The 24808-nt window shown below is 59.6% G+C and carries 25 protein-coding genes; 10 read left to right on the top strand and 15 right to left on the bottom strand.

What is annotated here, in order from left to right; translation table 11 throughout:
- The 3 genes from ACA071_RS03070 to ACA071_RS03060 all read right to left on the bottom strand — a co-directional run bounded on the left by ACA071_RS03070 (position 1) and on the right by ACA071_RS03060 (position 2418).
- Positions 1–1014 (bottom strand): AI-2E family transporter, encoded by a 1014-nt coding sequence (locus tag ACA071_RS03070; RefSeq protein ID WP_497643074.1) that lies wholly within the window; start codon positions 1012–1014, stop codon positions 1–3.
- Between the two features lie 237 nt (positions 1015–1251).
- Positions 1252–1557: a PsiF family protein gene (locus ACA071_RS03065; protein WP_427630885.1), complete on the bottom strand. Its 306-nt coding sequence runs from the start codon at positions 1555–1557 to the stop codon at positions 1252–1254.
- A gap of 123 nt (positions 1558–1680) precedes the next feature.
- Positions 1681–2418: an AraC family transcriptional regulator gene (locus tag ACA071_RS03060; RefSeq protein ID WP_497643073.1), complete on the bottom strand. Its 738-nt coding sequence runs from the start codon at positions 2416–2418 to the stop codon at positions 1681–1683.
- A gap of 98 nt (positions 2419–2516) precedes the next feature.
- Here ACA071_RS03060 and ACA071_RS03055 point away from each other — a divergent pair, with 98 nt between their 5' ends.
- A complete protein-coding gene (locus tag ACA071_RS03055) occupies positions 2517–3404 on the top strand; it encodes a DMT family transporter (protein WP_497643072.1) in 888 nt (295 codons plus the stop codon).
- A 90-nt stretch (positions 3405–3494) separates the two neighbouring features.
- On the opposite strand, the gene ACA071_RS03050 is transcribed toward ACA071_RS03055, so the two are convergent.
- From ACA071_RS03050 to ACA071_RS03040, 3 genes are all read right to left on the bottom strand, one after another.
- The gene (locus ACA071_RS03050) at positions 3495–4385 is read right to left on the bottom strand and encodes an alpha/beta fold hydrolase (protein WP_497643071.1); all 891 of its coding nucleotides are present in this window, start codon (positions 4383–4385) and stop codon (positions 3495–3497) included.
- A 96-nt stretch (positions 4386–4481) separates the two neighbouring features.
- Entirely contained in the window at positions 4482–4787 is a 306-nt protein-coding gene (locus ACA071_RS03045; protein WP_149660613.1) for a DMT family transporter, read from the bottom strand.
- Positions 4788–5426 (bottom strand): FMN-dependent NADH-azoreductase, encoded by a 639-nt coding sequence (locus ACA071_RS03040; RefSeq protein ID WP_497643070.1) that lies wholly within the window; start codon positions 5424–5426, stop codon positions 4788–4790. It abuts the gene before it with no gap.
- Positions 5427–5546: 120 nt separating this feature from the next.
- Here ACA071_RS03040 and ACA071_RS03035 point away from each other — a divergent pair, with 120 nt between their 5' ends.
- Both ACA071_RS03035 and ACA071_RS03030 read left to right on the top strand, forming a co-directional pair.
- The gene (locus tag ACA071_RS03035) at positions 5547–6488 is read left to right on the top strand and encodes a LysR substrate-binding domain-containing protein (protein ID WP_497643069.1); all 942 of its coding nucleotides are present in this window, start codon (positions 5547–5549) and stop codon (positions 6486–6488) included.
- A gap of 91 nt (positions 6489–6579) precedes the next feature.
- Positions 6580–7110 (top strand): ferritin-like domain-containing protein, encoded by a 531-nt coding sequence (locus ACA071_RS03030; RefSeq protein ID WP_497643068.1) that lies wholly within the window; start codon positions 6580–6582, stop codon positions 7108–7110.
- A gap of 138 nt (positions 7111–7248) precedes the next feature.
- Here the strand turns inward: ACA071_RS03030 and ACA071_RS03025 are convergent, their stop codons facing one another.
- Positions 7249–9324 (bottom strand): AsmA family protein, encoded by a 2076-nt coding sequence (locus ACA071_RS03025; RefSeq protein ID WP_497643067.1) that lies wholly within the window; start codon positions 9322–9324, stop codon positions 7249–7251.
- A gap of 387 nt (positions 9325–9711) precedes the next feature.
- Here ACA071_RS03025 and ACA071_RS03020 point away from each other — a divergent pair, with 387 nt between their 5' ends.
- The 7 genes from ACA071_RS03020 (at position 9712) to ACA071_RS02990 (ending at position 14913) form a co-directional block, all read left to right on the top strand.
- Complete coding sequence (locus tag ACA071_RS03020; RefSeq protein ID WP_497643066.1) at positions 9712–10131, top strand: hypothetical protein; 420 nt, start codon at positions 9712–9714, stop codon at positions 10129–10131.
- 158 nt (positions 10132–10289) lie between these two features.
- Positions 10290–10922 carry a TetR family transcriptional regulator gene (locus ACA071_RS03015; protein WP_497643065.1) on the top strand — a complete coding sequence of 211 codons (633 nt, stop codon included), beginning with the start codon at positions 10290–10292 and terminating at the stop codon, positions 10920–10922.
- A gap of 252 nt (positions 10923–11174) precedes the next feature.
- Positions 11175–11675 (top strand): urease accessory protein UreE, encoded by a 501-nt coding sequence (gene ureE / locus ACA071_RS03010; RefSeq protein WP_427633319.1) that lies wholly within the window; start codon positions 11175–11177, stop codon positions 11673–11675.
- Complete coding sequence (locus tag ACA071_RS03005) at positions 11672–12346, top strand: urease accessory protein UreF (RefSeq protein ID WP_497643064.1); 675 nt, start codon at positions 11672–11674, stop codon at positions 12344–12346. Before ureE ends, ACA071_RS03005 begins: the two co-directional genes overlap by 4 nt.
- A gap of 38 nt (positions 12347–12384) precedes the next feature.
- The gene (ureG, locus tag ACA071_RS03000; RefSeq protein ID WP_213940980.1) at positions 12385–12999 is read left to right on the top strand and encodes an urease accessory protein UreG; all 615 of its coding nucleotides are present in this window, start codon (positions 12385–12387) and stop codon (positions 12997–12999) included.
- A 29-nt stretch (positions 13000–13028) separates the two neighbouring features.
- Positions 13029–13601: a HupE/UreJ family protein gene (locus tag ACA071_RS02995; protein ID WP_497643063.1), complete on the top strand. Its 573-nt coding sequence runs from the start codon at positions 13029–13031 to the stop codon at positions 13599–13601.
- A 178-nt stretch (positions 13602–13779) separates the two neighbouring features.
- On the top strand, positions 13780–14913 hold the full coding sequence (locus tag ACA071_RS02990; RefSeq protein WP_497643062.1) for an AGE family epimerase/isomerase: 1134 nt from the start codon (positions 13780–13782) through the stop codon (positions 14911–14913).
- Positions 14914–15025: 112 nt separating this feature from the next.
- Here the strand turns inward: ACA071_RS02990 and ACA071_RS02985 are convergent, their stop codons facing one another.
- From ACA071_RS02985 to amaA, 8 genes are all read right to left on the bottom strand, one after another.
- Positions 15026–15931, bottom strand: a complete 906-nt coding sequence (locus ACA071_RS02985) for a cation diffusion facilitator family transporter (RefSeq protein ID WP_497643061.1) — start codon at positions 15929–15931, stop codon at positions 15026–15028.
- Positions 15932–16125: 194 nt separating this feature from the next.
- Positions 16126–16896 (bottom strand): SDR family oxidoreductase, encoded by a 771-nt coding sequence (locus ACA071_RS02980; RefSeq protein ID WP_497643060.1) that lies wholly within the window; start codon positions 16894–16896, stop codon positions 16126–16128.
- A 1012-nt stretch (positions 16897–17908) separates the two neighbouring features.
- Positions 17909–18625 carry an ABC transporter ATP-binding protein gene (locus ACA071_RS02975; protein WP_017336283.1) on the bottom strand — a complete coding sequence of 239 codons (717 nt, stop codon included), beginning with the start codon at positions 18623–18625 and terminating at the stop codon, positions 17909–17911.
- On the bottom strand, positions 18622–19497 hold the full coding sequence (locus ACA071_RS02970) for an ATP-binding cassette domain-containing protein (RefSeq protein ID WP_133839408.1): 876 nt from the start codon (positions 19495–19497) through the stop codon (positions 18622–18624). Before ACA071_RS02970 ends, ACA071_RS02975 begins: the two co-directional genes overlap by 4 nt.
- The gene (gene livM, locus ACA071_RS02965; protein ID WP_497643059.1) at positions 19494–20777 is read right to left on the bottom strand and encodes a high-affinity branched-chain amino acid ABC transporter permease LivM; all 1284 of its coding nucleotides are present in this window, start codon (positions 20775–20777) and stop codon (positions 19494–19496) included. The genes ACA071_RS02970 and livM overlap by 4 nt, the downstream gene beginning before the upstream one ends.
- A 3-nt stretch (positions 20778–20780) precedes the next feature.
- Positions 20781–21695: an ABC transporter permease subunit gene (locus ACA071_RS02960; protein WP_497643058.1), complete on the bottom strand. Its 915-nt coding sequence runs from the start codon at positions 21693–21695 to the stop codon at positions 20781–20783.
- Between the two features lie 170 nt (positions 21696–21865).
- Positions 21866–22999 carry an ABC transporter substrate-binding protein gene (locus ACA071_RS02955; protein WP_497643057.1) on the bottom strand — a complete coding sequence of 378 codons (1134 nt, stop codon included), beginning with the start codon at positions 22997–22999 and terminating at the stop codon, positions 21866–21868.
- A 363-nt stretch (positions 23000–23362) separates the two neighbouring features.
- Positions 23363–24646, bottom strand: coding sequence for an L-pipecolate oxidase (amaA, locus tag ACA071_RS02950; RefSeq protein ID WP_497643056.1), 1284 nt, complete (start codon positions 24644–24646; stop codon positions 23363–23365).
- Positions 24647–24808: the final 162 nt, after the last annotated feature.

Below are 24808 nucleotides of genomic sequence, written 5' to 3'. Positions count from 1 at the left end.
TCAAACCATCCCCACCTGCTTCAACTCGCTTTTCAAATACGCGTAATAAATCGGCCCCGCCACCACCCCCGGCAGGCCGAACGCAGCCTCGAACACCAGCATTGCCAGCAGCAACTCCCACGACTTGGCACTGATCTGCCCGCCGACGATGCGCGCGTTGAGGAAGTATTCGAGCTTGTGGATAAAGATCAGATAACCCAACGCCGCCACTGCGACCCAGATCGACAGCGACAAGCCGACGATGGTGATCAGGGTGTTCGACATCAGATTGCCGATCACCGGCAGCAGGCCGAGCAGGAAGGTCAGGACGATCAGGGTTTTGGTCAGCGGCAGCTTGATGCCGAACATCGGCAGGATCACCGCCAGGAAAATCCCGGTGAAGAAGGTGTTGAGCAGGGAAATCTTGATCTGCGCGAACACGATGTTGCGAAACGCCTGCACCAGCAGGTGCAAACGATCGAACAGCGCGGCGGCCAGAGGCTTGCGTTTGGTCACGTCCGGCACACGCTGCAAGGCGATGATCGCGCCCAGCACCATGCCGATCAGCAGCGTCACGAACATGTGTGCCGCGTCCTTGCCCACCAGTTGCAAGTCGCTGAGGTGCTTGCTCATCCATTCGCCGATGGCCACGCGGAATTCCGCAGCGCTGGCCGGCAGGTAAACATCGATGAACGGCGGCAGTTGCCCGCGGGCGCGATCGACCACGTGCATGAATTTGTCGAGGGAAGCCCCGGGGTTTTCCGCTTCGTGCAATAGAAAACTGATCGCACCGGCAAAGATCAACGCCAGCACACTGACGACCAAAGTGCCCAGCAACGCGACCGCCAGCCAGCGGGCGCGGCGACCTTCGATCAGCCGCTGCAATTGCGGCGTGAGCATGTTGACCAGTTCGAACACCAACAACCCGGCCAGCAGGCTGGGCAGCAGGCGCAGTGGGATCACCAGCAGCAGCCCGCCGAAGATGATGACCCAGCTGATGAACAGTAAGACGTGACGTTGAGAAAACGTTGGCATACAGCCTCAAAACGAACGGCGTAAAAGGATGGGCAGTCTGCCAGCGATCCGGGGTCAGCACTAGGGATTGTGTAGGTCGACCTTGGTCGGGGGACTGACGGCTTTTTTCTGTGAGCTTAAGGGCCCCATCGCGAGCAAGCTCGTTCCCACAATGGATCGATGTTCGCAAGACAAATGTGGGAGCGAGCTTGCTCGCGATGGGGCAATCACAGCCCCCACATTTCTCGGTCCGAAAGCTTATTTTTTCTTCAGGCAATCGCTCATGAAGGTTTTGCGTGCATCGCCCTTGAGCGCCTGGGTGGCAGCAGTGGCGTTGCAGGTTTTCATTTTTTCCTGCTGCGGGGTCAGCACTTTCGCGTCATTGGCGGCCGGGGCGGCTTTGAGGCAGGTGCTCATGAAGGTCTTGCGCTCATCGCCCTTGAGGCTTTTCGCCGTAGCATCGGCATTGCAGGTGGTCATTTTGTTCTGTTGGGCCGTGGCGGCGAAGCCCTGGGAGCAGAGCAGCAAACCGATCATCAACAAAGGGACACGCAACATCTTCATGGAGTTTTCTCCTTGTTGCCGCACCGATGGATGCGGCCTCGCCCTGAAGTGTAGACAAACCCTGTAACACCTTCACCTGCTCTCGAGATGGCTGCGACGATATTGCTCCGGCGTGCAACCGGCCTAACGCTGAAACATGGCGATAAATGCCGAACCGGTGCTGTAGCCCATGTCGAAGGCGATGTCCTGAATGCTGCGCTGACTGTCCAGCGCCTCAATTGCCGCCAAAAACCGCAGGCGCAGGCGCCATTCGCCGAAACTCATGCCCAATTCGCGAACGAACTGCCGGGCCAGGGTGCGTTCGCTGACGTGAATCTGCGCCGCCCATTCAGCTAACGGCCGGTTATCCCCAGGCTCAGCCTGCAAGGCTTCGAGTATCCCGAGCAGCCCCGGACTGCTGGCGTAGGGCAAATAACAGGCGTGCTCGGGCGCCTGTTGCAATTGATCCACCAAAACCTGGGCCAGGCGCACGTCGGTTTCCTGCTCGGGAATCTTCACGTCGCGGGTGGCAAAGTCCTTGAGGATCGCCTTGAGGATGTCGCTGATAGCCAAAGTGCACGCCTGTTGCGGCAGATCACGGCACAGCGACGGCGCCAGACACACCGCGCGGTAGTTGATCGGCTGGTTGCTGTAGAAACTGTGCTCGGTCTGCGGCGGCACCCACACGGCGTACTGCGGCGGTGACATGAAGCGGCTGCTGCCGATTTCCATGTGCAGCACCCCATTGGCCGAATATTCCAGCGTGCCCCACGGGTGGCGGTGGGCCGAAGCGTATTCGTGGGTGTCGAAATCGGCGTAGCGGAAGTACACCGGGGCCGGCAGTTCGCTGAAATCCAGCAGATCGATGTGTTTACTGCTCATGCTGTCCGTCATCAAGGGCCGATTGTCTGGATCGGAGTATAGGCTTGCATCCAGACAAGCGGATAATTGCCCCTCATCAATGTTCTGGTTTCTCTCCCATGCAATATGCGTTTCCCCTGCTGGCCATTTTCATTTGGGCCGGCAATACCGTGATCACCAAGATGTCGGCCGGCGCGATCTTCCCCGCCGAGATCGGGTTCTATCGCTGGCTGCTGGCCGGGATTTTGTTCACGCCGTTCATGCTCAAACCGGTGATCGCCCACTGGCCGAAGATCCGCCCGAACCTGGGCAAGATCTTCATCCTCGGCGTGCTTGGCATGGCGGTTTATCAGAGCCTGGCCTACTTCGCCGCAAGCCTGACCACCGCCACCAACATGGGCATCATCCTGTCGTTGATGCCGCTGATGTCCCTGACGATGGCAATTATCAGCCTCGGCCAACGCCTGACCGCCGGTGCGCTGGCGGGTGCGGTGCTGTCCTTTGCCGGTGTTTTGGTGGTGGTGTCGTCCGGCAGCCTGAGCACGTTGCTGGAGCACGGGGTGAACCTGGGCGATGCGATGATGCTGATCGCGACCCTGGCCTACGCGATCTACAGCACGCTGCTGAAAAAATGGCAGCTGCGCCTGCCGCCGCTGGTGTTGCTGTATTTGCAGGTGCTGGTGGCGGTGGTGGTGCTGTTTCCGCTGTTCGTCGCCTCGCCGAAAATCGGCCCGACCCTGCAGAACATCCCGCTGGTGCTCTACGCCTGCCTGCTGGCCTCGATGATTGCGCCCTTGGCGTGGATGCAAGCCGTGGTGCGCCTGGGGCCGAGCCGGACCACGCAGTTTTTCAATCTGCTGCCGTTGATTACGGCGCTGATTGCAGCGGTGGTGTTGCACGAACAGTTGGCGATGTATCACTTGGTCGGCGGGATGTTGACCTTGGGTGGGGTGATTCTTTCGGAGCGCTGGACCACCGTTTTGGGCCGTAAGATTCGCGTCGCCTGATAGAAAAAGATCGCAGCCTTCGGCAGCGCCTACAGGTGTACGCCACCCCATGTAGGCGCTGCCGAAGGCTGCGATCTTTTGATCTTGATCTTACAAACCCGCCGCTTTCAACCGCGCCGCATGCTCGACAAACAACCGCAACGGCTCCGCGCCCTTCCCCACCAGCCCCAGCGACTGATTGACGATGTCGAAGTGGTCCATCGGGTATTCATCGCCGATCACCGTCCCCAGGTGCGAGCTGTAACGCCCGACCATCCCGTCGCAATGCCCGGCTTCGCGCACGAAAGTGCTGGCGAATAACCGGCAAAAACGGTTGGTCCCGTCGAACAGATTGCCGCCGCGATCGGTCTTGCCCGGCTGCAAGGTCCCGGACCAGGAGTAATAACGCACGCCGTTGACCTCCTCCGGCCCGTGCCCGCCCCAGGTTTCAGGCAAGCCCTGCGGATAACGCTGATTGAACAGCGCCACGCCTGCAGTGGTCAGGGATTCGTGGGAGGCGTGAATATCCACCGGCAGTTTCGGCCCGCGATAACCGGTCTCCAGCAGACTCATCAACCCGCCGACCATGCGCAGCAAAACGGCGAGCAGACGTCCCTTGGCGCTGTCCGATGGATAGTGTTTGTGCAGGTAATCCGCCAATTCCGAACCGTGATTCGGCCCGGCCACCGACGTGACCGAGGCCACCCGATCCGGGCGTTTGGCGGCGGCATAACGCGCGGTCAGCGAGCCCTGGCTGTGGCCGATCAGGTTGACCTTCTCGGCCCCGGTTTCGCGCAGAATCTCCTCGATCCGCGCCAGCAACTGCTCGCCGCGCACTTCGGTGGAGTTAAGCGGCGACACCTTCACCGCAAACACCACCGCACCACCGCGGCGCAATACCGAGACGATCCCGTACCAGTACGGATACAGCAGCAAACGGATAAACCCGAGCATTCCGGGGACCAGCACCAGCGGGTAACGCGTGGCGGAACCTTGCGACATGGGCGGACATCCTTGTGATCGGTGAGTGACGCAAGGCGGGATGCAAGACATCAGCCAAGCATCGCCAGCGAACATGACCAGTCTATGACATCCGCGTTACTTCAAGCCCACCACCCCCGCCACGATCAACCCGACCGAGACCAGTTTGAGCGCCGTCAGGCTCTCGCCCAACAACGCGAACCCGAGAAACACCGTGCCCAGCGAACCGATGGCGGTCCAGATCGGGTAGGCGATGCTCACCGGCAACTCGCGCATGGCCAGGGTCAGGAAATAAATCCCGCCGACCGCCGCCGCCACCGTAATCAGCGACGGCCAGAGCCGGGTGAAGCCTTCGGCGTACTTCATGCCCATGGCGAAGGTCACTTCGAAACCAGCCGCGATCAGTAAAAACACCCAGGCCATCTAGAACTCCCTGGCCAGCGCCAACAGACGCTGTTCGGCCTCGGCGACGGAGATCTGGAAGGTGCGCTCGGCGGACTCTTCACCCTCGGCGGCGACCACCGTGATGTCGGTGATGCCGATAAACCCCAACGCAGTGCGCAACAACGGATCGGCGTGGTTCATGGCTTCCAGTTCACCGCCCGGGCCGAAGCCAAAACCGCCGCGGCTGGTGACGATCAGGGCTTTTTTGCCCCGCACAAGCGGCTCGTACTGCGCCAGGCCATTGTCCAGGGTGTGATTGAAGGTCAATCCGAGCCGCACAATCTGATCGATCCAGGCCTTAAGGCCACTGGGCACACTGAAGTTGTGCATTGGTGTGGAAATCACCAGCAAATCATGACCGAGCAATTCGCCCACCAGTTCATCGCTGAACGCCAGATCGGCCTGCATCGACAACGGCCGGGCATCGGGCTCGGGGTAAAACGCCGCTGCGACAAAGGCTTCGTTGACCGGCGGAATCAATGCCCGACCGACTTCTCGGCGGGTCAGCCGCGACAGTGGATGACGAGCCTGCCAGGCCGACAAAAACACCTCAGCCAAGCGCCGGGAGTGGGAACGTTCGCCACGGGGGCTGGCGTGAATCGCAAGAACTGTGCTCATCTGAATCTCCTGAAGGACTACACTCAAACCACTTGTGGCTTGTAGCTTGCGACTCATAGCTGCTCCTCTCAAATGAGCAAAAGTCAGTCAGGATGAATCCATTTCATCCATGGAGTTTCCATGTTTGCCTCGCTGCCGCTAACCGCCCTGCGCGCCTTCGAATCCGCCTCACGCCTGCTGAGTTTCAAGGCCGCCGCCGAAGAACTCTCGGTCACGCCCACGGCGATTTCCCATCAGATTCGTTCGCTGGAGAGCTGGCTTGGCATTGCGCTGTTCGAGCGATTGCCGCGTCAGGTGCGCCTCACCGACGGCGGTGAACGTTTGTTCCAAAGCCTCCACGGCGCTTTGCTGGAAGTGGCGCAAAGCGTCGATACCCTGCGCCCGCAACGCAGCGGCGCGAGCCTGACGCTCTCCACCACCGCCGCTTTCGCCGCCTTGTGGCTGGTGCCGCGACTCGGACGCTTTTATGCCCGGCATCCGACCATCAGCCTGCGGCTCGATACTCATTGCGAAGTCATCGATTTGCATCAGGACGCCAGCGTCGATCTGGTGCTGCGCTATAGCCTTGATGACTATCCGAACCTGTATGGGCTGTGCCTGTTCGATGAATCCTTCGGCGTTTATGGCTCGCCGGAGCAGGTAGCGCTAGCGACCAATCGAGTGCCAACGCTGATCAGCGTGCGCTGGCACAATTCGAAGCTTTACGCCCACGGCTGGGAGGCTTGGTGCGCACGGTCGGGTGAAACCTGGTTGGCCGGGAAACCGGCGGTGCGTGAATACGACGAAGAACATTACGCCCTGCAAGCGGCGATTGCCGGGCAAGGGCTGGTGCTGGCGAGCAACATTCTGGTGTCCGAAAGCGTCGCCAGTGGGTTGCTGGTGGCTTACAAGGGCGAGGTTCAGGTCGATGGCGCCGGTTACAGCGCACTGTGCGTGCCGGGGCGCGAACGGCATCCGCCGGTGCGGGCGTTTTTCGAATGGTTGCGTGAGGAGGCGCGGCTGTCAGGGCATGCCTTGCGTGATCCAGATCAACAAATGCTGACCGCTGGCTCAATTACATAAAACTTTCTGCATCGCTCATCACTCACATCTTAAGTAGCGATCACGTCCCCAGAGGCGTGACGCAAACCGGATTAGCCTCCAGGAGATCGAGATGAGCGACATGCATTTGTCTGATGTAACCACCCTGCGTGAACGGGCCCGCAAAAATGTCGAGAACGGCGCCGTGACCGAAAGCTACAGCGCCGACCGGGAAGTAGTGCTGCGCCTGCTCAACGAATCGCTGGCCACTGAATTAGTCTGCGTGTTGCGCTACAAGCGCCACTATTTCATGGCCAACGGCCTCAAGGCCCAGGTCGCCGCCGACGAGTTCCTTGAACACGCGACCCAGGAAGCCGAACACGCTGACCGCCTGGCCGAACGTATCGTGCAACTGGGTGGTGAGCCTGAGTTCAACCCCGACCTGCTGTCGAAAAACTCCCACGCTCAATACGTGGCCGGTAAAGACCTCAAGGAGATGGTCTACGAAGACTTGGTCGCCGAGCGAATCGCCATCGACAGCTACCGCGAGATCATTCAGTACATCGGCGAGAAAGACCCGACCACCCGACGCATCTTCGAAGACATCCTGGCCCAGGAAGAAGAGCATGCGGATGATATGGCAGACATTCTGAAAGACCTCTAACCCCTCCTCCGACTGATCGTTCCCACGCTCTGCGTGGGAATGCAGCCCTTGACGCTCCGCGTCCCATCAAGAGCTGAACGCGGAGCGTCCGTTGAGGCATTCCCACGCAGAGCGTGGGAACGATCTCAGTCGCAACCATTACTTGGTGGGTTTAACGGTGACGGGGGCCTTGCCCGCCTTCATCTGCTCAAGCAACGGCGCACACTGGTTCGGCTCGCCACCACTCGGCGCCACCAACGCCAGCAACCCCGCCGCTGGCGCGGCAATCACGCCCAGCGCCACCATCCCCGCCCCGCGCAACAACAGCGGCACCGCTTTCACGCCCGCACTTGGCTTGATGAACTTGCCCTGCACATACAGCGGCGAACGCAGGGAAATCAAGCGCCAGCCCTTGGATTCCGGGGTGATGGTCAAGTCCAGTTGCTCAGTCGCCATGTTCGCCGTGCCATCGATATAGATAATCGCGTTCTCGGTATCGAACACAAACAGCTGAGTGGTCGCCAGGCCAGTCTTGATATCGAAGTCAGCCGCCGCGCAATTGATCTTCACTTCCTTGTCGCCAAAGATCTTGCCGACTACATAGTTGCCGACATTAAGCCCGGCCAACTCCATCAACTCGCGACTGATGGCGCCGTCATTGATCAACATTTTCAGCTTGCCGTTGGCACTGCCCAGCAGCTTGGCCACCGAGTTGCCGCGACCGGCGATATCAGCGTCGCCGTTCAACTCGCCGAAACTGGTTTTCATCGGTTCAAAGGTCGGGAACAACTGCTTGAGCTTGAAACCGCGAGCGGTGAGTTTTGCCTGGCCTTCCAGCGGCTCGGTGCGGCCATTGAGGCGAATCTGCGCATCGAGCTTGCCGCCGGCCACGCCGAAACGCAGGGGTTCGAGGCTGAGCACGCCGTCAGTCAGCACCAGGTGGGTATACAGGTCGGTGAACGGCAACTTCTCGCTGTGGACGATGCGTTTGCCGGTGAATTCGACATCGGCGTCCATATCGCGCCAGCGCTCGGTCTTGAATTCCTCGACCGGCAGCACCTTGTCCGTCGGCTGCTTGCTTTCACCGCCCCGCGCCTTTTGCTTGGCGTTGGAGTCGGCGCCAATCAACGGCGCCAGGTCGGCAAACAGCAATTGATTGGAGACCAGCGCACCGCTGAGTTTCGGCCGTGGCTGACTGGCGACGTAGGCCAGGTCGCCGTGAATATCACTGTCGCCGATCTTGCCGTTGAAGCCTTCGTAGCGGAATTGCGCACCGGCCGCGTCATGCAGCTTGGCGATCAAGTGACCGTCGGTGGCGTAGGGCGGCGAGTCCGGCAGAGTGACGCCGGTCAGTGGATACAGGTTGGCCAGGCTGCTACCAGCCAGTTTCAGGCGCAAGTCCAACGCACCGAGGTTCAGCGGGTCTGTCAGGGTGCCGGCGAGTTCGACGCTGGTGTCGGCGATCTTGACCTGGGCTTGCAGCGGGAACGGCTTGGCCGCGTCCTGCAAGGCCAGCAGGCCGCCGATCTTGCCTTCGCCGGCGAGTTTCTGATCGTGGTATTGGCCTTTCACTTTAATAGCGAAGGCATAGTCCTGGGGCGCACCGCCCTTCTCGACCGCGGTTTTCGCCGCTTTGTCGCCAACGATGTCGCTGAATGGAATCGGTTTGCCCAGCGGGTCGATCAACAGGTCGAGCTGGGTTTTCAGGCTCTGATCATCGAGGGTCACATGGCCCTTGTCGAAGCCGATGGCGCCGATGTCCACCACCCAGTTCGAGGGTTCGGCGTTCGGGTCTTTCGGGTCGAACTTGAAGGTCCAGTTGGCGCGACCGTCGGCCAGACGCTGGAGGTCGGCGTTCGGTTCGGTGAGGTCGATGCGCGGGATGACCACGCGCTGCGCCAACAAGGCCAGCGGCGAAATCCGCAGCTCGACGCGCTTGAGGGTGACCATCTGCGGTTTCTTCGACCAGTCCGGATTGCCCAGGCTCAAGTCCTCAGCCACCACATGCGGCCACGGCACCCAGGCCCGCCAGCCGCCCTCGTCGGGTTCGCGCTGCCAGACCACCGCCAGGTTGCCATTAATGGCGAACGGACGGTGCAGCTCTTCGGAGACTTTGGCATTAAGGGGTGGTTTGATCCGGTTCCAATCGAAGAACACGATGATCAGAACCAGTACCGCCAGCAGGACAACCAGGCTGGCGAAGGTCCAAGTGATTATTTTTGAAGTGCGCGTCATTGCACAGGGCTCCTGAATACGACTGAGCGCCCTGACTGCGACGCACGTTTGAAACGGCGGGCCAGAAGCGGCCCGCCATGGAATCTACGACTGGAAAACGGCTCGCAGGTTTAACTGAATGTGTCCTTAACGCTCAAATAATCGGCCGACAACACAGTGCGCTCGCTACTGGCGTTACCGGCCCCGCACTTTTGTGCGGCACGAATGGGTCGAAAATACCCACCTCGGTGCAAAACCACCGCCCGGAAACGCCCGATCTAGAGCCTCCGCGCAGAACAATCAATTCTGTTGATTATTACCATTGCGTTTATGAACTTTTATATCGACTTATCGAGAGTAGCATTGCCCTCGTACCCACTTTATCGCCCCCCCAAGGAGCAACCCATCATGAAACGCCAATTATTGCTTAGCCTGACCCTCTCGATGCTAGCCAGCACCGCTTTTGCTCTGCCAGCCGCTGATCAGGCCACTCCACAAGTCAAAGACAGCCACTCGGTATTCAGCCAAACCGTTGCAGCCGATGGTTCGGATCGCACGCCACAAGGCCAGACCCTTGCCGAGAACGGTCGCAACCGCCTCGAAGAAAAAGGCCTGGTTGAAGATGGCTACGACAGAACTCCACAAGGCCAGGCTGTAGCCGAAGACGGTTACGATAAAACCCCACAAGGCCAAATCGCTGAAAACGGCCGCAACCGCCTCGAAGAAAAAGGCTTGGTTGAAGATGGCTACGACAGAACCCCACAAGGTCAAGCCGTTGCCGAAGGTGGTGGTGACCGCGTTATCGAACGCAACAGCGCTGTGAGCTAAGCCCATGGCGGCCCTGAAAAAAAGCCCAATCACCGGATTGGGCTTTTAACTTTTATAGCAGCACGCTTGTTCCTCGCTTGAATCCCGATCCCCGTTCGACGCCGGCAAAGCCGATTTGCTAGAGTGCGCCGCTGTCCTGTCCAGAAAACACCCTTGCGATGCTGCCCCGCGCCGAACAGAAACAACAGACCCGCAACGCCCTGATGGACGCCGCCCGCCATTTGATGGAATGCGGCCGAGGATTCGGCAGCCTGAGCCTGCGCGAAGTGGCGAAAACCGCCGGGATCGTGCCCACCGGTTTCTACCGGCATTTTGCCGATATGGACGAACTGGGCCTGGTGCTCGTCAGCGAAGTCGGTCAGACCTTCCGCGAAACCATCCGCCTGGTACGTCACAACGAATTCGTCATGGGCGGCATCATCGATGCCTCGGTGCGGATCTTTCTCGATGTGGTCAGCGCCAATCGCTCGCAATTCCTGTTTCTGGCTCGCGAGCAGTACGGTGGTTCGCTGCCGGTGCGTCAGGCCATTGGCCGTTTGCGTGAAGACATCAGTTCCGACCTGGCGTCCGATTTGTCCCTGATGCCGAAGCTCCAACACCTGGACATTGCAGGGCTGAGTGTCATGGCGGATCTGATCGTTAAAAGTGTGTTCGCCACGTTGCCGGACATCATCGATCCGCCGGTTGCAGCGTTGCCGGAGCATTTGACGCCTCAGGCGAAGATTACCCAGCAACTGCGCTTTATCTTTATTGGCCTCAAGCATTGGCAGGGACTCGGCAGTACCGAGTGACTCTTCTTAAAAGATCGCAGCCTTCGGCAGCTCCTACGGGATCGTATTCCAACGTAGGCGCTGCCGAAGACTGCGATCTTTTTTTGTGCGCCGCAAATCAGTGCATGAAAAATCCTTCACGCACCAACATGACTCAAAACGCTGCAACATCCTGCAACAACTACTACTCTCCGACGGGGTTTTCCTACGTATCGCCCGATTGGCAAGCCCCTTGCTCTAACCAGAGCATTGTCCTTTGCTGGAAGCTTTCCGATGCTGGTGATTCATCGCAGAATCGACCCTCAACCCGTCTGGGCCGCCGAGTTGCACCTGACCTTCGAAGCCCGGAGCAAAAGCCGTTTGCGCTGTTTCAGTGCCGAACAGGAAGACGTCGGGTTATTTCTGGAGCGCGGTCAGCCGCCGTTGTATGACGGCGAATGCCTACAGGCCGAAGACGGGCGCATCGTTCGCGTCTGCGCCCGTCCTGAACAACTGTTGCACGTCACCTGCGCCAACGCCTTCGAACTGACTCGCGCCGCCTATCACCTGGGCAACCGCCACGTCGCCCTGCAAGTCGGCGACGGCTGGCTGCGCCTGCTCGACGATTACGTGCTCAAGGCCATGCTCGAACAGCTGGATGCCAAGGTCGACAACATCGAAGCGCCGTTCCAGCCGGAACACGGCGCCTATGGCGGCGGCCATCATCACTCGCGACACGGCGACGAAGATTTCAACTATCCGCCGAAACTGCACCAGTTCGGCGTACGTCTATGAACCCAGCCTGGGCGCTGTTGCGCCTGGCCAGTCCGCAATTGCCGATTGGCGGCTACAGCTATTCCCAAGGCCTGGAAATGGCGGTGGATAACGGCCGGGTGACGGATGCCGAAAGCGCGCGACGCTGGATCAGCGATCAATTGCTGCTGAACCTCGCACGTTTCGAAGCGCCGTTGCTGCTCGCTCATTGCGTGGCCGCCGCTGAAGAAAACTGGGCCGAGCTGCTGCAACGCTGTGAAGAGCATCGCGCCAGCCGGGAAACCCGCGAACTGCATCAGGAAAGCCGGCAGATGGGTTATTCGTTGCAGCAATTGCTCAACGGTTTGCCCGAACTCGATGCGCCGGCCCGGGCCTTTCTCGAACAACGTCCCGAACCACACTTGGCCCTCGGTTGGGCCTTGGCCGCTCGCGCTTGGGGAATCAGCCCGCAGGATGCCTTGGCCGCGTGGCTCTGGAGCTGGCTGGAAAACCAATTGGCGGTGTTGATGAAAACCTTGCCCATGGGCCAGCAAGCGGCCCAGCGCCTGACCAGTCAATTGCTGCCCTTGCTGCAAGAAGCCCAGCAGAACGCCAGCCAAATCAACCCCGAACACTATGGCAGCGCCGCTTTCGGCCTGTCCCTGGCGTGCATGGCCCATGAGCGCCAGTACAGCCGTCTGTTTCGTTCCTAGGGCCTGTTATTTTGGGCCTGTTATTTTGGAGTAGCAGCATGAACACACAACCTCTGCGCGTCGGCATCGGCGGCCCGGTCGGTTCCGGTAAAACCGCCCTGACCCTGGCCCTGTGCCTGGCCCTGCGCGATCGCTACAACCTGGCGGTGGTGACCAACGACATCTACACCCGCGAAGATGCTGATTTTCTGGTGCGAAACGAAGCTTTGGCACCGGAACGCATTATCGGCGTGGAAACCGGCGGATGCCCGCACACGGCGATCCGCGAAGACGCCTCGATCAACCTCGAAGCCGTGGACCAGTTGAACCGGCGCTTTCCGGGGCTGGACCTGATTATCGTCGAGTCCGGCGGCGACAACCTCTCGGCGACCTTCAGCCCTGAACTGTCGGACCTGACCATCTATGTGATCGACGTTTCGGCCGGCGACAAGCTGCCGCGCAAGGGCGGGCCGGGGATCTGCAAATCCGATCTGCTGGTGATCAACAAGGTCGACCTCGCGCCGCTGGTCGGCGCCTCGCTGGAGCTGATGGACAGCGACACCAAACGCATGCGCAACGGCAAGCCATTCGTCTTCAGCAATCAGAAGACCGGCCTCGGCCTGGAAGCCATCATCGCTTTCATCGAACGCCAAGGCCTGCTCACCGCAGCCTGATCACGACTTATCAACAAGGAAGCTTATCCATGACACTCAAACGCATCCTCGGCGCCATCGCCCTGCTGCTGACCCCGGCCATTGCCTTCGCCCACCCGGGCCATGGCGACAACGGCTTGATCGCCGGCATCAGCCACCCGCTTGGCGGCATCGATCACTTGCTGGCAATGGTCGCGGTGGGACTGTGGGCCGCGCAGCAAAAAGGCGCGGCGCGCTGGGCGCTGCCCTGCGCCTTTGTCGGCACCCTGCTGATCGGCGGCTTGTTGGGTTTTGAAGGGCTGAACCTGCCGGCACTGGAAAGCGGGATTGCCGCTTCCGTTCTGGCGCTGGGCCTGGCCGTGGCACTGGCGGTGCGTCCGCCGTTGGCCGTGGCCGTCGGTGCGACGGCGTTGTTTGCGCTGTTCCATGGCGTGGCGCATGGGCTGGAATTGCCGGACATGTCGAGTCCTTGGGCCTATGCCGCAGGTTTTGTCGCGGCGACGGCGGCGTTGCATGCGGTGGGTTATGCGGTGGTGCGAGTGCTGCCTCAAGCGGCTGCGCCGTTGATTCGCGTCGCGGGTGCAGCTTCCGCAGCGACTGGAGTCTGGTTGTTGGCGGGCTAAGCCCCCAGAGATCGTTCCCACGCTCTGCGTGGGAATGCAGCCCGGGACGCTCCGCGTCCCCTCCAAAGCCGAACGCGGAGCGTCCGTCGAGGCATTCCCACGCGGAGCATGGGAACGATCAACCCGCTCACTCTGCTACCATGTCGCGCAATCGCCCCTGCCGTGACGACGCCAGCCAATGCCGCATGTTTCCCGCTCTGCCTCCCAGCCTGAATTGACCGCCCTGTTCACCTCGGTGCAACAGCACTTTCTGGATGTGATCGTGCCGCTCTGGCAAGGCCCCGGCTGGAATGCCGACATGGCGCTGCCGTATGAAGCGCTGGACGCCGAGCATCAACCGCTGCCCGCGCAACGCTATCGAGCCATGGCCTGCGCCCGTCAGCTGTACCTGTTTTCGAGCCTGATCGGCCAGGTGTCGGCTGCCGAAGAGCGCGCGGCGGCGTTGTTCCGTTCCTTGCAGCAGCATTTCCACGATGCCGAGCACGGCGGCTGGTTCTACAGCATCGACCCGCAAGGTGCGCTGCTGGATCAACGCAAAGACCTCTACACCCATGCCTTCATCCTGTTCGCCTGCGCCCATTACTGGGACAAGGTTCGCGAGCCGCTGGTGGAGTCGGTGCTCAACGCCGCGCTGGAAGTCGTGGCCCAGCGCTTCGCCACGGACGACGGTCTGTACGAAGCTTGCCTGGACCGCGACTGGTCATCGCTCGACACCGGGCCACTGCAAAACCCGCTGATGCACCTGGCCGAAGCTTTCCTCGCTACCTTGTCCGTGCACGAAGACGCTGGCGCCCAAGCCGCGCTACTCAAGTTATGCACAGCCATGCACAAGCAGTTCATCGACCCACAGACCGGTGTGTTGATGGAAAAACCGCTGGGGGCTGTGGATAACTGGTTCGAGCCTGGGCATCAATTCGAATGGTATTTCCTGCTCGAATCCTCGCCGTTGCTGCGCGGATCGAAGCTGCATGCCTCGCTGGATCGCGCCTTTGCCTTCACCGAGCAATTGGGCGTTGATCAGCAGACCGGCGCCGTAAAGGCGATGCTTGATCTGGAACCAGAGGGACGTTCCAAGGATTCGACCCAACGCATCTGGGCCCAGGCTGAATACCTGCGGGCACTGACTTTGCGACCGGACAGTGAGACGGCGGTGCTGCGCCAATTGCAGGCGTTGCGGCAGCGGTTTCTGCATGTGGGGGGTTGGTATGAGTGTCGTGATGAGGAGGGAGAAGTCAGTCGCAAGGACATGCCTTCGACTACGCCTTATCACTTGGCGACTTGTTATCGTGGGTTGGTTGAATATCTCGGTTGACGCCTTAAAAGATCGCAGCCTGCGGCAGCTCCTACAGGGGAATGCGCTCGGCGTAGGAGTTGCCGAAGGCTGCGATCTTGGCGATTAATCATCCACAGATAAAATCACAGATTTACGCAATCCATTTCCGATCCCCGGTAAAACTGATGGTCAACCATCGCGCCGCATCCGCCTGACCCAACTTCGCGGAAATCTCCTCGCGCAACACATCCAGCTGCCCTACGCCTTGCAGCGGATAATCCGCCGGCAACACCACATGAATCTCGATAAACCGCGCCCGCCCGTGCTTCTGCACGTAGGAAATGTAGTCGTCGAAACCATGCTCGACCTTGGCCGCGTCCATCACCTGACGCACTTTGTCGTCCAGTTGATCGGGTGCAATTCCCAATACATCGCGCAGGGCCGGACGCAGGATTTTAAAGGCCGGCGGCAGCATGCTCAGGGCCAGCAGAATCAGGATCAGCGGGTCGACATACACCGCCCACTCGCCGTAACCCTGGGACTTGAGCAACAGCGCAGTGAGAAAACTCACCAACAGGCCCACCGAGAGCATCGCGTCCACCAGCCAACTGATGTTGTCGAACTGGATCAACGTGGATTTGAGCTTTCGATTGCGATGGCGAACGTAGAAGAAATAGGCGAACTCGACGACGGTAAACACCGCCGCGTAGATGATCACCAGCCCCAGCTCGATCTCGCGGCCACCATTGATGATGCCGAACACGCCGTTGAGAAAGGCGTAGATCGCGATCAGGAACAGGAAGCTGCCTTCGATCAGCAATACCATGGGTTCCAGGTGCCAGAAGCCGAACTGGAAGCGGTGATTGCTTTCTTTGGCGATCAACTTGGCGGTGATCAGCATCAGGACCTTGATGAAGGTCGCGATCAACGAGAAAAAACCATCGAACAGGATGGATTGGGCACCAGAAACAAAACCGGTAACGATCCCGGCGATCGCCACGGCGAACATCAGGATGGTCGATTGTTTGAGCAGCGACTGCTCACCTCGGTTACTCACGTAGCCTCCTCTGAAAACCCTGGAAACCGCGGGGTGCGGTGGGGTTGTTGGGGGAGGAGTCTACCTTATGCGTTGTTTTGGCTGTTCTGGCCTCTTCGCGGGCAAGCCTCGCTCCTACAGGATTCAGGTCGCGTTTCTAACGACGCATGACTTGAAGGAGCGAGGCTTGCCCGCGAACAGCCGTTCGCCCGGTCTTACGCCTTGCCACCATTGCGTTCAATGGAAAATCCAGCCCAAGTCTGGCTCACCGGCATCAATTCCAGACTATTGATGTTGATGTGCGCAGGCGCATTCAGCACCCAGAAAATGGTGTCGGCGATGTCCTGCGGCTGAATCGGCTCGGCACCGGCGTAGGTGGCGTTGTAGCGCTCCTGATCCCCAGCAAATCGCACCAGGGAAAACTCGCTTTCGCACAGGCCTGGCTCGATGTTGCTGACACGCACGCCAGTGCCTTGCAGGTCGCAGCGCAGGTTCAGGGAGAACTGTTTGACGAACGCCTTGCTCGCGCCATACACGTGGCTGCCCGGGTACGGGTAGTTGCCGGCGATGGAGCCGAGGTTGACGATACCGGCGCCACGGCCGTGGGCGATCAGGCGCGGCAGCAACAGGCGAGTGCTGTACATCAGGCCTTTGATGTTGGTATCGACCATGGTGTCCCAGTCGTCCAGGTCACACTTGGGCGCCGGGTCCACGCCCAGGGCCAGGCCAGCGTTGTTGATCAGCCCGCGCAGCTTGGCGAAGGATGGCGGCAGGTTGGCAATCGCCTCCTCCATGGCCTTGCGATCCCGCACGTCGAGCACCAGGCCATGGACCTCAGTCTGCTTCGACAACTCGGTGCACAGGGCGTTGAGGCGCTCTTCACGACGGCCCGTCAGCACCAGTTTCCAGCCAGCCTCGGCAAAACGACGGGCACAGGCTTCGCCAAAACCGGAAGTCGCGCCGGTGATAAACAGGGTGTTGGACATCGTGTTCTCCTTGCTTCGGCTGAACGACAGCCATGGGAATAGAAAATCAGCAGCCAGCATGCCCGCCCCGGCGCTTACCGGCAACTAGCACTCCCCAACCGAACACAACCGATCCTTGTAGCAGCTGGCGAAGCCTGCGTTCGGCTGCGCAGCAGTCGCCCATCGGGGGGCAAACAGTGAAAGTGGCGTCGTATGGATTACGACTGCTGCGCAGCCGAACGCAGGCTTCGCCAGCTGCTACAAAGACCGTGCATGTGGATGAAAAATGATCAACCGATGCGACGCCTTGTCCGCCGTGGCTTGCAGCCATGTGCACGCACGTTATCCACAGGCCGGTCCACAGTCTTTGGGGGCAAGTGCAAAAGCTGGAAGCCGCTGTGTATATGGCTTTGCGAGCAGAACAGAAAGTTTTTTGCTTGACCCTTGGGGGCTCGCCGTGTAGCCCATGGCATTTTGCACGATTGACCGTGCAAGACGGCGATGGCGCCAAGCCAGTAACTACGGCCCTCAGCCGAGTCTTTCCAGAGTTTAACCACAGACTTATCCACAGGCAGGCGCACCTTGAATTCGGCGCTTTTGACCCACAACAAAAAGGTTGACAACGACGGCTCATGGTTCGGAAAAAACGTCTGATCAAAAAACAACCACAAGCCTGCAAGCCACGGTTTTAAAGGTTCTCAGCCAGCTACTCCCACGTTATTCACAGCCAGCTCCACAGTAAACGGGGACAAGTCAAAACCGTGACAAAACAACTATTTGCAGCGGCTTTATGTCGCGGTTTGAGAGCTTGTGAATATTGTTTTCCACAATTTCCATTTGCCTCATGAACTGGCCCTGTGTAGGAGCTGCCGAAGGCTGCGATCTTTTGATTTTGCGTTTTAAAAGCAAGATCAAAAGATCGCAGCCTCGTTTCACTCGACAGCTCCTACGCAGCTTCTACGGGATTTTTTGCAGGCATAAAAAAACGCCCTGACGTGGAGTTCGTCAGGGCGTTTTTTATGGGCTCGTAGGCTTAGTGCCCACCGAGATAAGCGTTACGCACCTCCTCGTTCACCAGCAGCTCCTTGCCGGTGCCTGTGATGCGAATCTCGCCGTTGACCATCACATACGCCCGGTCCGACAGTTTGAGCGCGTGGTTGGCGTTCTGCTCGACCAGGAAGATCGTCATACCGGTTTTCGCCAGTTCTCGCAGGGTCGCGAAGATCTGTTTCACCACGATCGGCGCCAGCCCCAGGCTTGGCTCATCGAGCAGCAGCAGTTTCGGCCGGCTCATCAGCGCGCGAGCGATAGCGAGCATCTGCTGCTCGCCGCCGGACATGGTCATGGCCCGCTGGGTCCGCCGCTCTTCAAGCCGCGGAAACAGCTCGAACATGCGCTGCATGTCTTCCTTGGCGTACTTGTCGCCAATCGGGATGGTGCCCATCAGCAGGTTTTCCTCGACTGTCATGTCAGGGAACACCCGCCGCCCTTCCGGCGATTGCGCGATGCCGTGGGACGCGATGTAGTGCGACGATTTGTGGGTGATGTCCACACCCTGATAGATGATCTGCCCGTCAGCGGCCCGTGGCTGGCCGAAGATCGACATCAGCAGGGTCGACTTGCCGGCGCCGTTGGAGCCGATCAGGCTGACGGTTTCACCTTCATTGATGTGCAGCGAGACTTTCTTAAGGGCCTGAATCGGCCCGTAGAACACATCCAGATCCTTCAATTCGAGGATGGGTTGGCTCATAGCACCACTTCCTCTTCATCAGCGCCCAGGTAGGCCGCAATCACTTTCGGGTCGTTGCGAATGGCATCCGGTCCGCCCTCGGCGATGACGATGCCGTGGTCCAGCACCACAATGTGGTCGGAAATGCTCATGACCATGCCCATGTCGTGTTCGATCAGCACCACGGTCAGATCGTGCTCGTCACGCAGCAGCCGGATCATTGCGCTCAGCGCTTCGGTTTCCTGAGGGTTGAGGCCGGCGGCTGGTTCGTCGAGGCAGATGATCTGCGGCCGCGTACACATGGCCCGGGCGATTTCCAGACGGCGTTGCTGCCCGTAGGACAGCTCGCCGGCCAGACGGTTGGCGCAGTCCACCAAGTCCACCACTTCCAGCCAGTAGAACGCATGGTCCAGCGCATCGCTCTCAGCCTTGCGGTAACCCTTGGTGTTGAGGATGCCGGCCAGCATGTTGCGGTTGACCCACATGTGCTGGGCCACCAGCAGGTTTTCCAGCACCGACATTTCCTTGAACAAGCGAATGTTCTGGAAGGTCCGCGCCAGACCGGCACGGTTCACCAAGTGGGTGCCGCCAAACATCTTGTAGTACAGCCGACTGAGGAAGGATTTCGGCGAAACGAAATCCACCGGTTTGAAGGACTCGCCCAACAACTGGATAACGTTGGTCTGCTCGCCCCGCACACTGAGTTCGATCTTGCCGCCGGAGGCCTTGTAGAACCCGGTCAGGCAGTTGAACACGGTGGTCTTGCCGGCACCGTTGGGGCCGATCAGGGCGAAGATCGAGTTGCGGTGCACCTTGAGGCTGACATCGCTCAACGCCTTGATGCCGCCGAAGTGCATCATCAGCTTCTCGACCGAGAGTACGACTTCGCTCATGGCGCTACTCCTTTACGAGGGGTCACACCGGTACGGCTGATCCGAATCAGGCCGCGCGGTCGCCAGATCATCATCAACACCATCAGGATGCCGAACAGCAGCACGCGGTATTCCGCGAAGCCACGCAGCAGTTCCGGGGCGACGGTCAGCACGAAGGCTGCGATGACCACGCCGATGGTCGAGCCCATGCCGCCGAGCACGACGATGGCGAGGATCAATGCCGATTCAAAGAAGGTAAACGAGGTCGGGTTGACGAAGCCTTGATAGGTAGCAAAGAACACCCCGGCCAAACCGGCGGTCGATGCACCGATGGTGAACGCCGAGAGCTTGACCAGTACGTGGTTCAGGCCCATCGAGCGGCAGGCGATTTCGTCTTCACGCAAGGCTTCCCAGGCGCGGCCGACCGGCATTTTGACCAGACGGTGCTTGATGTACAGCACGGCCAGTACCACCAGGAACAACACCGCATAGATGAAGTAATACTTCACGTCCGGGTTGTAGGCGATGCCGAAGAACTCATGGAACGGCACCCCGCCGTCCTTCGCTCGTTTGCCGAACTCCAGGCCAAAGAAGGTTGGCAGCGGTGCCGCCATGCCATTCGGGCCACCGGTCAGGGACAGCCAGTTGTTGAGGATCAAACGGATGATTTCACCGAAGCCCAGGGTCACGATCGCCAGGTAGTCACCGTGCAAACGCAATACCGGGAAACCGAGGATGCACCCGGCCAGGCCAGCCGTGATCGCCGCCAGCGGCAGCACCGTCCAGAAACCCAGCCCCAGGTATTGATAACCGAGTGCCAAACCGTAGGCACCGATGGCGTAGAACGCCACGTAACCCAAGTCGAGCAGGCCAGCCAGGCCGACCACGATGTTCAAGCCCAGACCCAGCAACACGTAGATCAACCCAAGGATGACCACGCCCAGCAGGTAGGAGTTGGAGAAGAACGGAAACACCACGGCGATAACAATCACCAGCGGGACGATCCAGCGCAAACGGGTTTTGTAATCGGGCGGCAGTACATGAACCCCGGAACCGGTGCTTTCAAAACCTTCGAGGATTTTCAGGCCCTTGGGGGTTTGCAGGAACAGGCTCAGGGCAAAGCGGCCAGCCATGACGATGGCGACAATCCACGCCACACGGGTCGGTTGCAGGTTGAAGCCGTAGCCGTCGAGGACCACGCCGACAATCGGGCCGAACACAATCAGGGCAACGAGGCCGGCAAGAATCGCGTCAACCAGGCTTCTTTTGAGATCAATGGTTTTTTTAGTGGTTGAAGACATCGCTTACACCTTCGACACAAGAGGACGGCCGAGCAGGCCTTGGGGCCGAAAGACCAGAACGAGAACGAGCAGCGAGAAGCTGAATACGTCTTTGTAGTCCGAATTCACCAGACCCGAGAACAGCGACTCGGAGATCCCGAGGATGATCCCGCCGAGCATCGCGCCAGGCAGCGAGCCGATCCCGCCGAGTACCGCGGCGGTGAACGCCTTGATGCCGATGACGAAGCCTGCGTAGAAGTCGAACGTGCCGTAGTTCATGGTGATCAGCACGCCGGCGAGGGCCGCCATCGCTGCACCGATGATGAACACGTAGGAGATCACGCGGTCGGTGTTGATCCCCAGGATCGAGGCCATCTTGCGGTCTTGCTGGGTGGCGCGGCACATGCGGCCGAGCTTGGTGTACTTGATGACATAGGTCAGCAGGGCCATCCCGGCGAACGCTGCGACCAGAATGAAGATTTTGGTGTAGGTCAGCTGGACGAAGCCAGTGCCGACATCCACGCGCCATGCACCGGTCAAGAGTGTTGGCACACCCTGTTGCCGAGCACCTTGGGCGATCTGTGCATAGTTTTGCAGGATCAGGGAAATACCGATGGCGCTGATCAGCGGTGCCAGTCGTGTGGAGTTACGCAGCGGTTTGTAGGCGACACGCTCGATGACCCAGCCATACACCGCCGTGACGATGATGGTGAAGACCAGTGTGCCGAGCATCAGCAGCGGGAAGGATTCAATACCGAAGTAAGCCAGCAGAGCCAGACTGATTGCCGCGAGGTAAGCGGAAATCATGTAAACCTCGCCGTGGGCGAAGTTGATCATGCCGATGATGCCATAGACCATTGTGTAGCCGATGGCGATCAGGCCATAGACCGACCCGAGGGTCAGGCCGTTGACCAGTTGCTGCAGGAAAATACCATCCATAACGCAATCTCACGCACTTGAGAGACTGCACAGAAGCGGGTTGCAACGGACCGGGGTTCAGCCGCCAGTGCAACACGGTTGTGTGCAGCTCTACGAGAAAAGACAGGTACTGCACGGACATGTTCTAAGATTGCCCGGCGCACAAGGCGCCGGGCAATCAGTCGTTCATATCACTTCTGTTTTTCCAGCTGGTGGTATTTGCCGTCCTTGTCCCACTGGTAAACCACGTAGTCGGAGACTTTCAGGTCGCCCTTGGCGTCCCAGGTCTTCTCGCCCATAACGGTCTTGACCGTGTTTTTCTTCAGCCACTCGGCAGCTTTTTCGCCACTGTTGGACTTGGAGCCGTTGAAGGCAGCAGCCAGGGTCTGGACCGAAGCGTAGGCGTACAGGGTGTAGCCTTCAGGCTCGGTGCCGGCTTTGCGGAAAGCGTCTACCACAGTCTTACTGTCTGGCAGCAGGCGCGGGTCGGCGCCGAAGGTCATCAGCACGCCGTCGACGTATTGCGGGCCACCAGCGGTGGTCACCAGTTCGTCGGTCACGATGCCGTCATCGGACATGAATTTCACGTCTTTCAGGCCTTCGGTACGCAGTTGTTTAACCAGTGGACCGGCTTCCGGGTGCAGGCCACCGAAGTAGACCACGTCGGCACCGGCCGCGCGGATCTTGGTGACCACGGCGCTGAAGTCTTTCTCGCCGCGGGTCAGGCCTTCGTACAGCACTGGCGTTACGCCGCGCTTGACCAACTGAGCCTTGGTGGCATCTGCCAGGCCTTGGCCGTAGGTGTCTTTGTCGTGCAGCACGGCAACTTTTTTGCCTTTGAGCACGTCGACGATGTAGTCGCCGGCCACGATGCCTTGCTGGTCGTCACGCCCGCACATACGGAACATGGCGCTCAGGCCGCGTTCGGTGACTTGTGGGTTGGTGGAACCTGGAGTGATCGCGATGATGCCCGCTTCGTCGTAGATCTCGGAGGCCGGGATGGTCGACGAGGAGCAGAAGTGGCCGACGACGCCAGCGACTTTCTGGTTGGTCAGGTCCTTGGCGACCGTCACAGCCTGCTTCGGTTCGCAGGCGTCATCGCCCTTGACCAGTACGATTTTTTCCCCGTTGACGCCGCCCGATGCGTTGATGGCATCGGCTGCTGCCTGTGCACCCTTCATGTACTGCTCGCCAAATGCCGCGTTGGCGCCAGTCATTGGACCTGCCACACCGATTTTCACATCAGCCTGTGCAAACGCAGAAACACCCAACGCAGTTGCCACTGCGAGGGCCAGAAAGCCTTTCTTGTAAAACGTCTGGGACATGAGGTGGTGCTCCAAGGTTTTTTTTAGTTGGCACTGCGACTTCTCTGATTGCTCAGAGCAAGGGCCGTGCCATCGGTTTTTTATTCTGAAAAAAGTCGCTGCTTTATTGTTATTTCGACTGTTTCGATCCCATTTTCATTGGGCGTGCAACCGTCTAAACCGCGGGAGGTGAAACCATTTATTTTAAAAGGCGCAACCCGCACGCGCCATCATTGCAACCGCGGCGCCAAACGACGTGCAACCAGCCTGTAACAGCCTGCGTCACCGAAGTGCACACTCGTGGTGCGCAACTGCTACAACCCGCACCACTACAGGCTAGTCGCTGCGCGAAAAAGCGCCGCTTCCAGCAACAAAATTCAACAATCAAATGACGATCCGCAAGCACTGGCCTGCGTGATACAGCGAAAAACCAGCCTCATATAGGCAGCTGCGCAAGCCGACACCCGCCAAGGGCTGCATCGGTGCGAACGGAATCGGTAGCGCTTGAGGATTTCCGTTACACAAATAGTCGGCAAAGGCTTTGCCGACGACTGTGCCAGTGGTGACGCCCCGGCCGTTGTAACCAGTGACTGCCACTATTCCGGGCGCCGGTTCGAACAGGCGCATCAGGTGATCAGGGGTAAAGGCGATGCAACCGGTCCAGGTGCATTCCCATTCAACCGGTTTGAGGTACGGAAAGTAATGCTGCTGAACGCGATCGGCCCAGGCTTTCAAGAACCAGGTCGGTTTTTGATTGCCGTTGCCGAGGCTGCCGAGCAACAAGCGCCCGTCCTTGTCGCGACGGATGCTGCTCAATACTTGCCGGGTATCCCAGGAACCCTGGCCGCCGGGCAGAATCTGTTGCGCAGCGTCTTCGGTCAGCGGCACGGAAGCCACTTGATAGTAATAGCCGGGGAAGAAATTACGCCGCAGTTCTGTCCAGTCGCCTTCGGTGTAGGCGTTGGAGGCGATCACTACCTGATCGGCAAGTACCGAACCTTGGGCGGTTTGTACCGACCAGCGCTGGCCTTGACGTTCGAGTCGAGTAACAGGCGAATGATCGAACAGCTGACCGCCGAGGTTGATGGCCGCTTTGGCCAGCCCGGTGGTATAAGCCATCGGGTTGATCGTGCCTGCACGTCGATCAAGCAGCGCGGCGGCGATTTTTTTGGTGCCGGTCGCTTGTTCGCAGGCCTGGCCGGTCAACAGCTCGACCGGCGCCCCGCGGCGCTTCCATTGTTCTTCACGACTGCGCAAATCGGCTTCGCCACGGGCGTTGTGCGCCATGTGCAACGTGCCTTCGCGGCGCAACTGGCAATCGATGCTGTACTTATCCACAAGGCTGAACACCAGGGACGGTGCCGCGCCAAGCATGCGATTGAGCTGACTGCCCACCGCTTCGCCAAACCCGGCTTCGATCTCGTCCGGCGGAATCCACATCCCGGCGTTGACCAGCCCGACGTTGCGCCCGGACCCGCCGTGACCGGCACGATGCGCTTCCAGCACGCAGACGCTTTTACCTGCTTCCAACAAATGCACCGCCGCCGACAGCCCGGTAAAACCGGCGCCGATGACACAGACATCGACCGTTACTTCGCCCTTGAGCGCCGCGTTATCAGGTCGTTGCGGCGTCAGTTTTTCCCACAGACACTCTTCGCGTAACGGCATTGCCAGACTCCAATCAGAAACCTAACCACACACCTGATCGTTCCCACGCTCTGCGTGGGAATGCAGCCCGGGACGCTCTGCGTCCCAAAAGCGGACGCGGAGCGTCCATTGAGGCATTCCTTTGCTGCGCGTGGGAACGATCAACAAAAAGCTCCGTAGCCC

It is taken from the genome of Pseudomonas sp. LBUM1646 (assembly GCF_059716165.1).
Note: the sequence above shows the minus strand (reverse complement) of the source record. Positions and strands in the feature narration are given on the sequence as shown.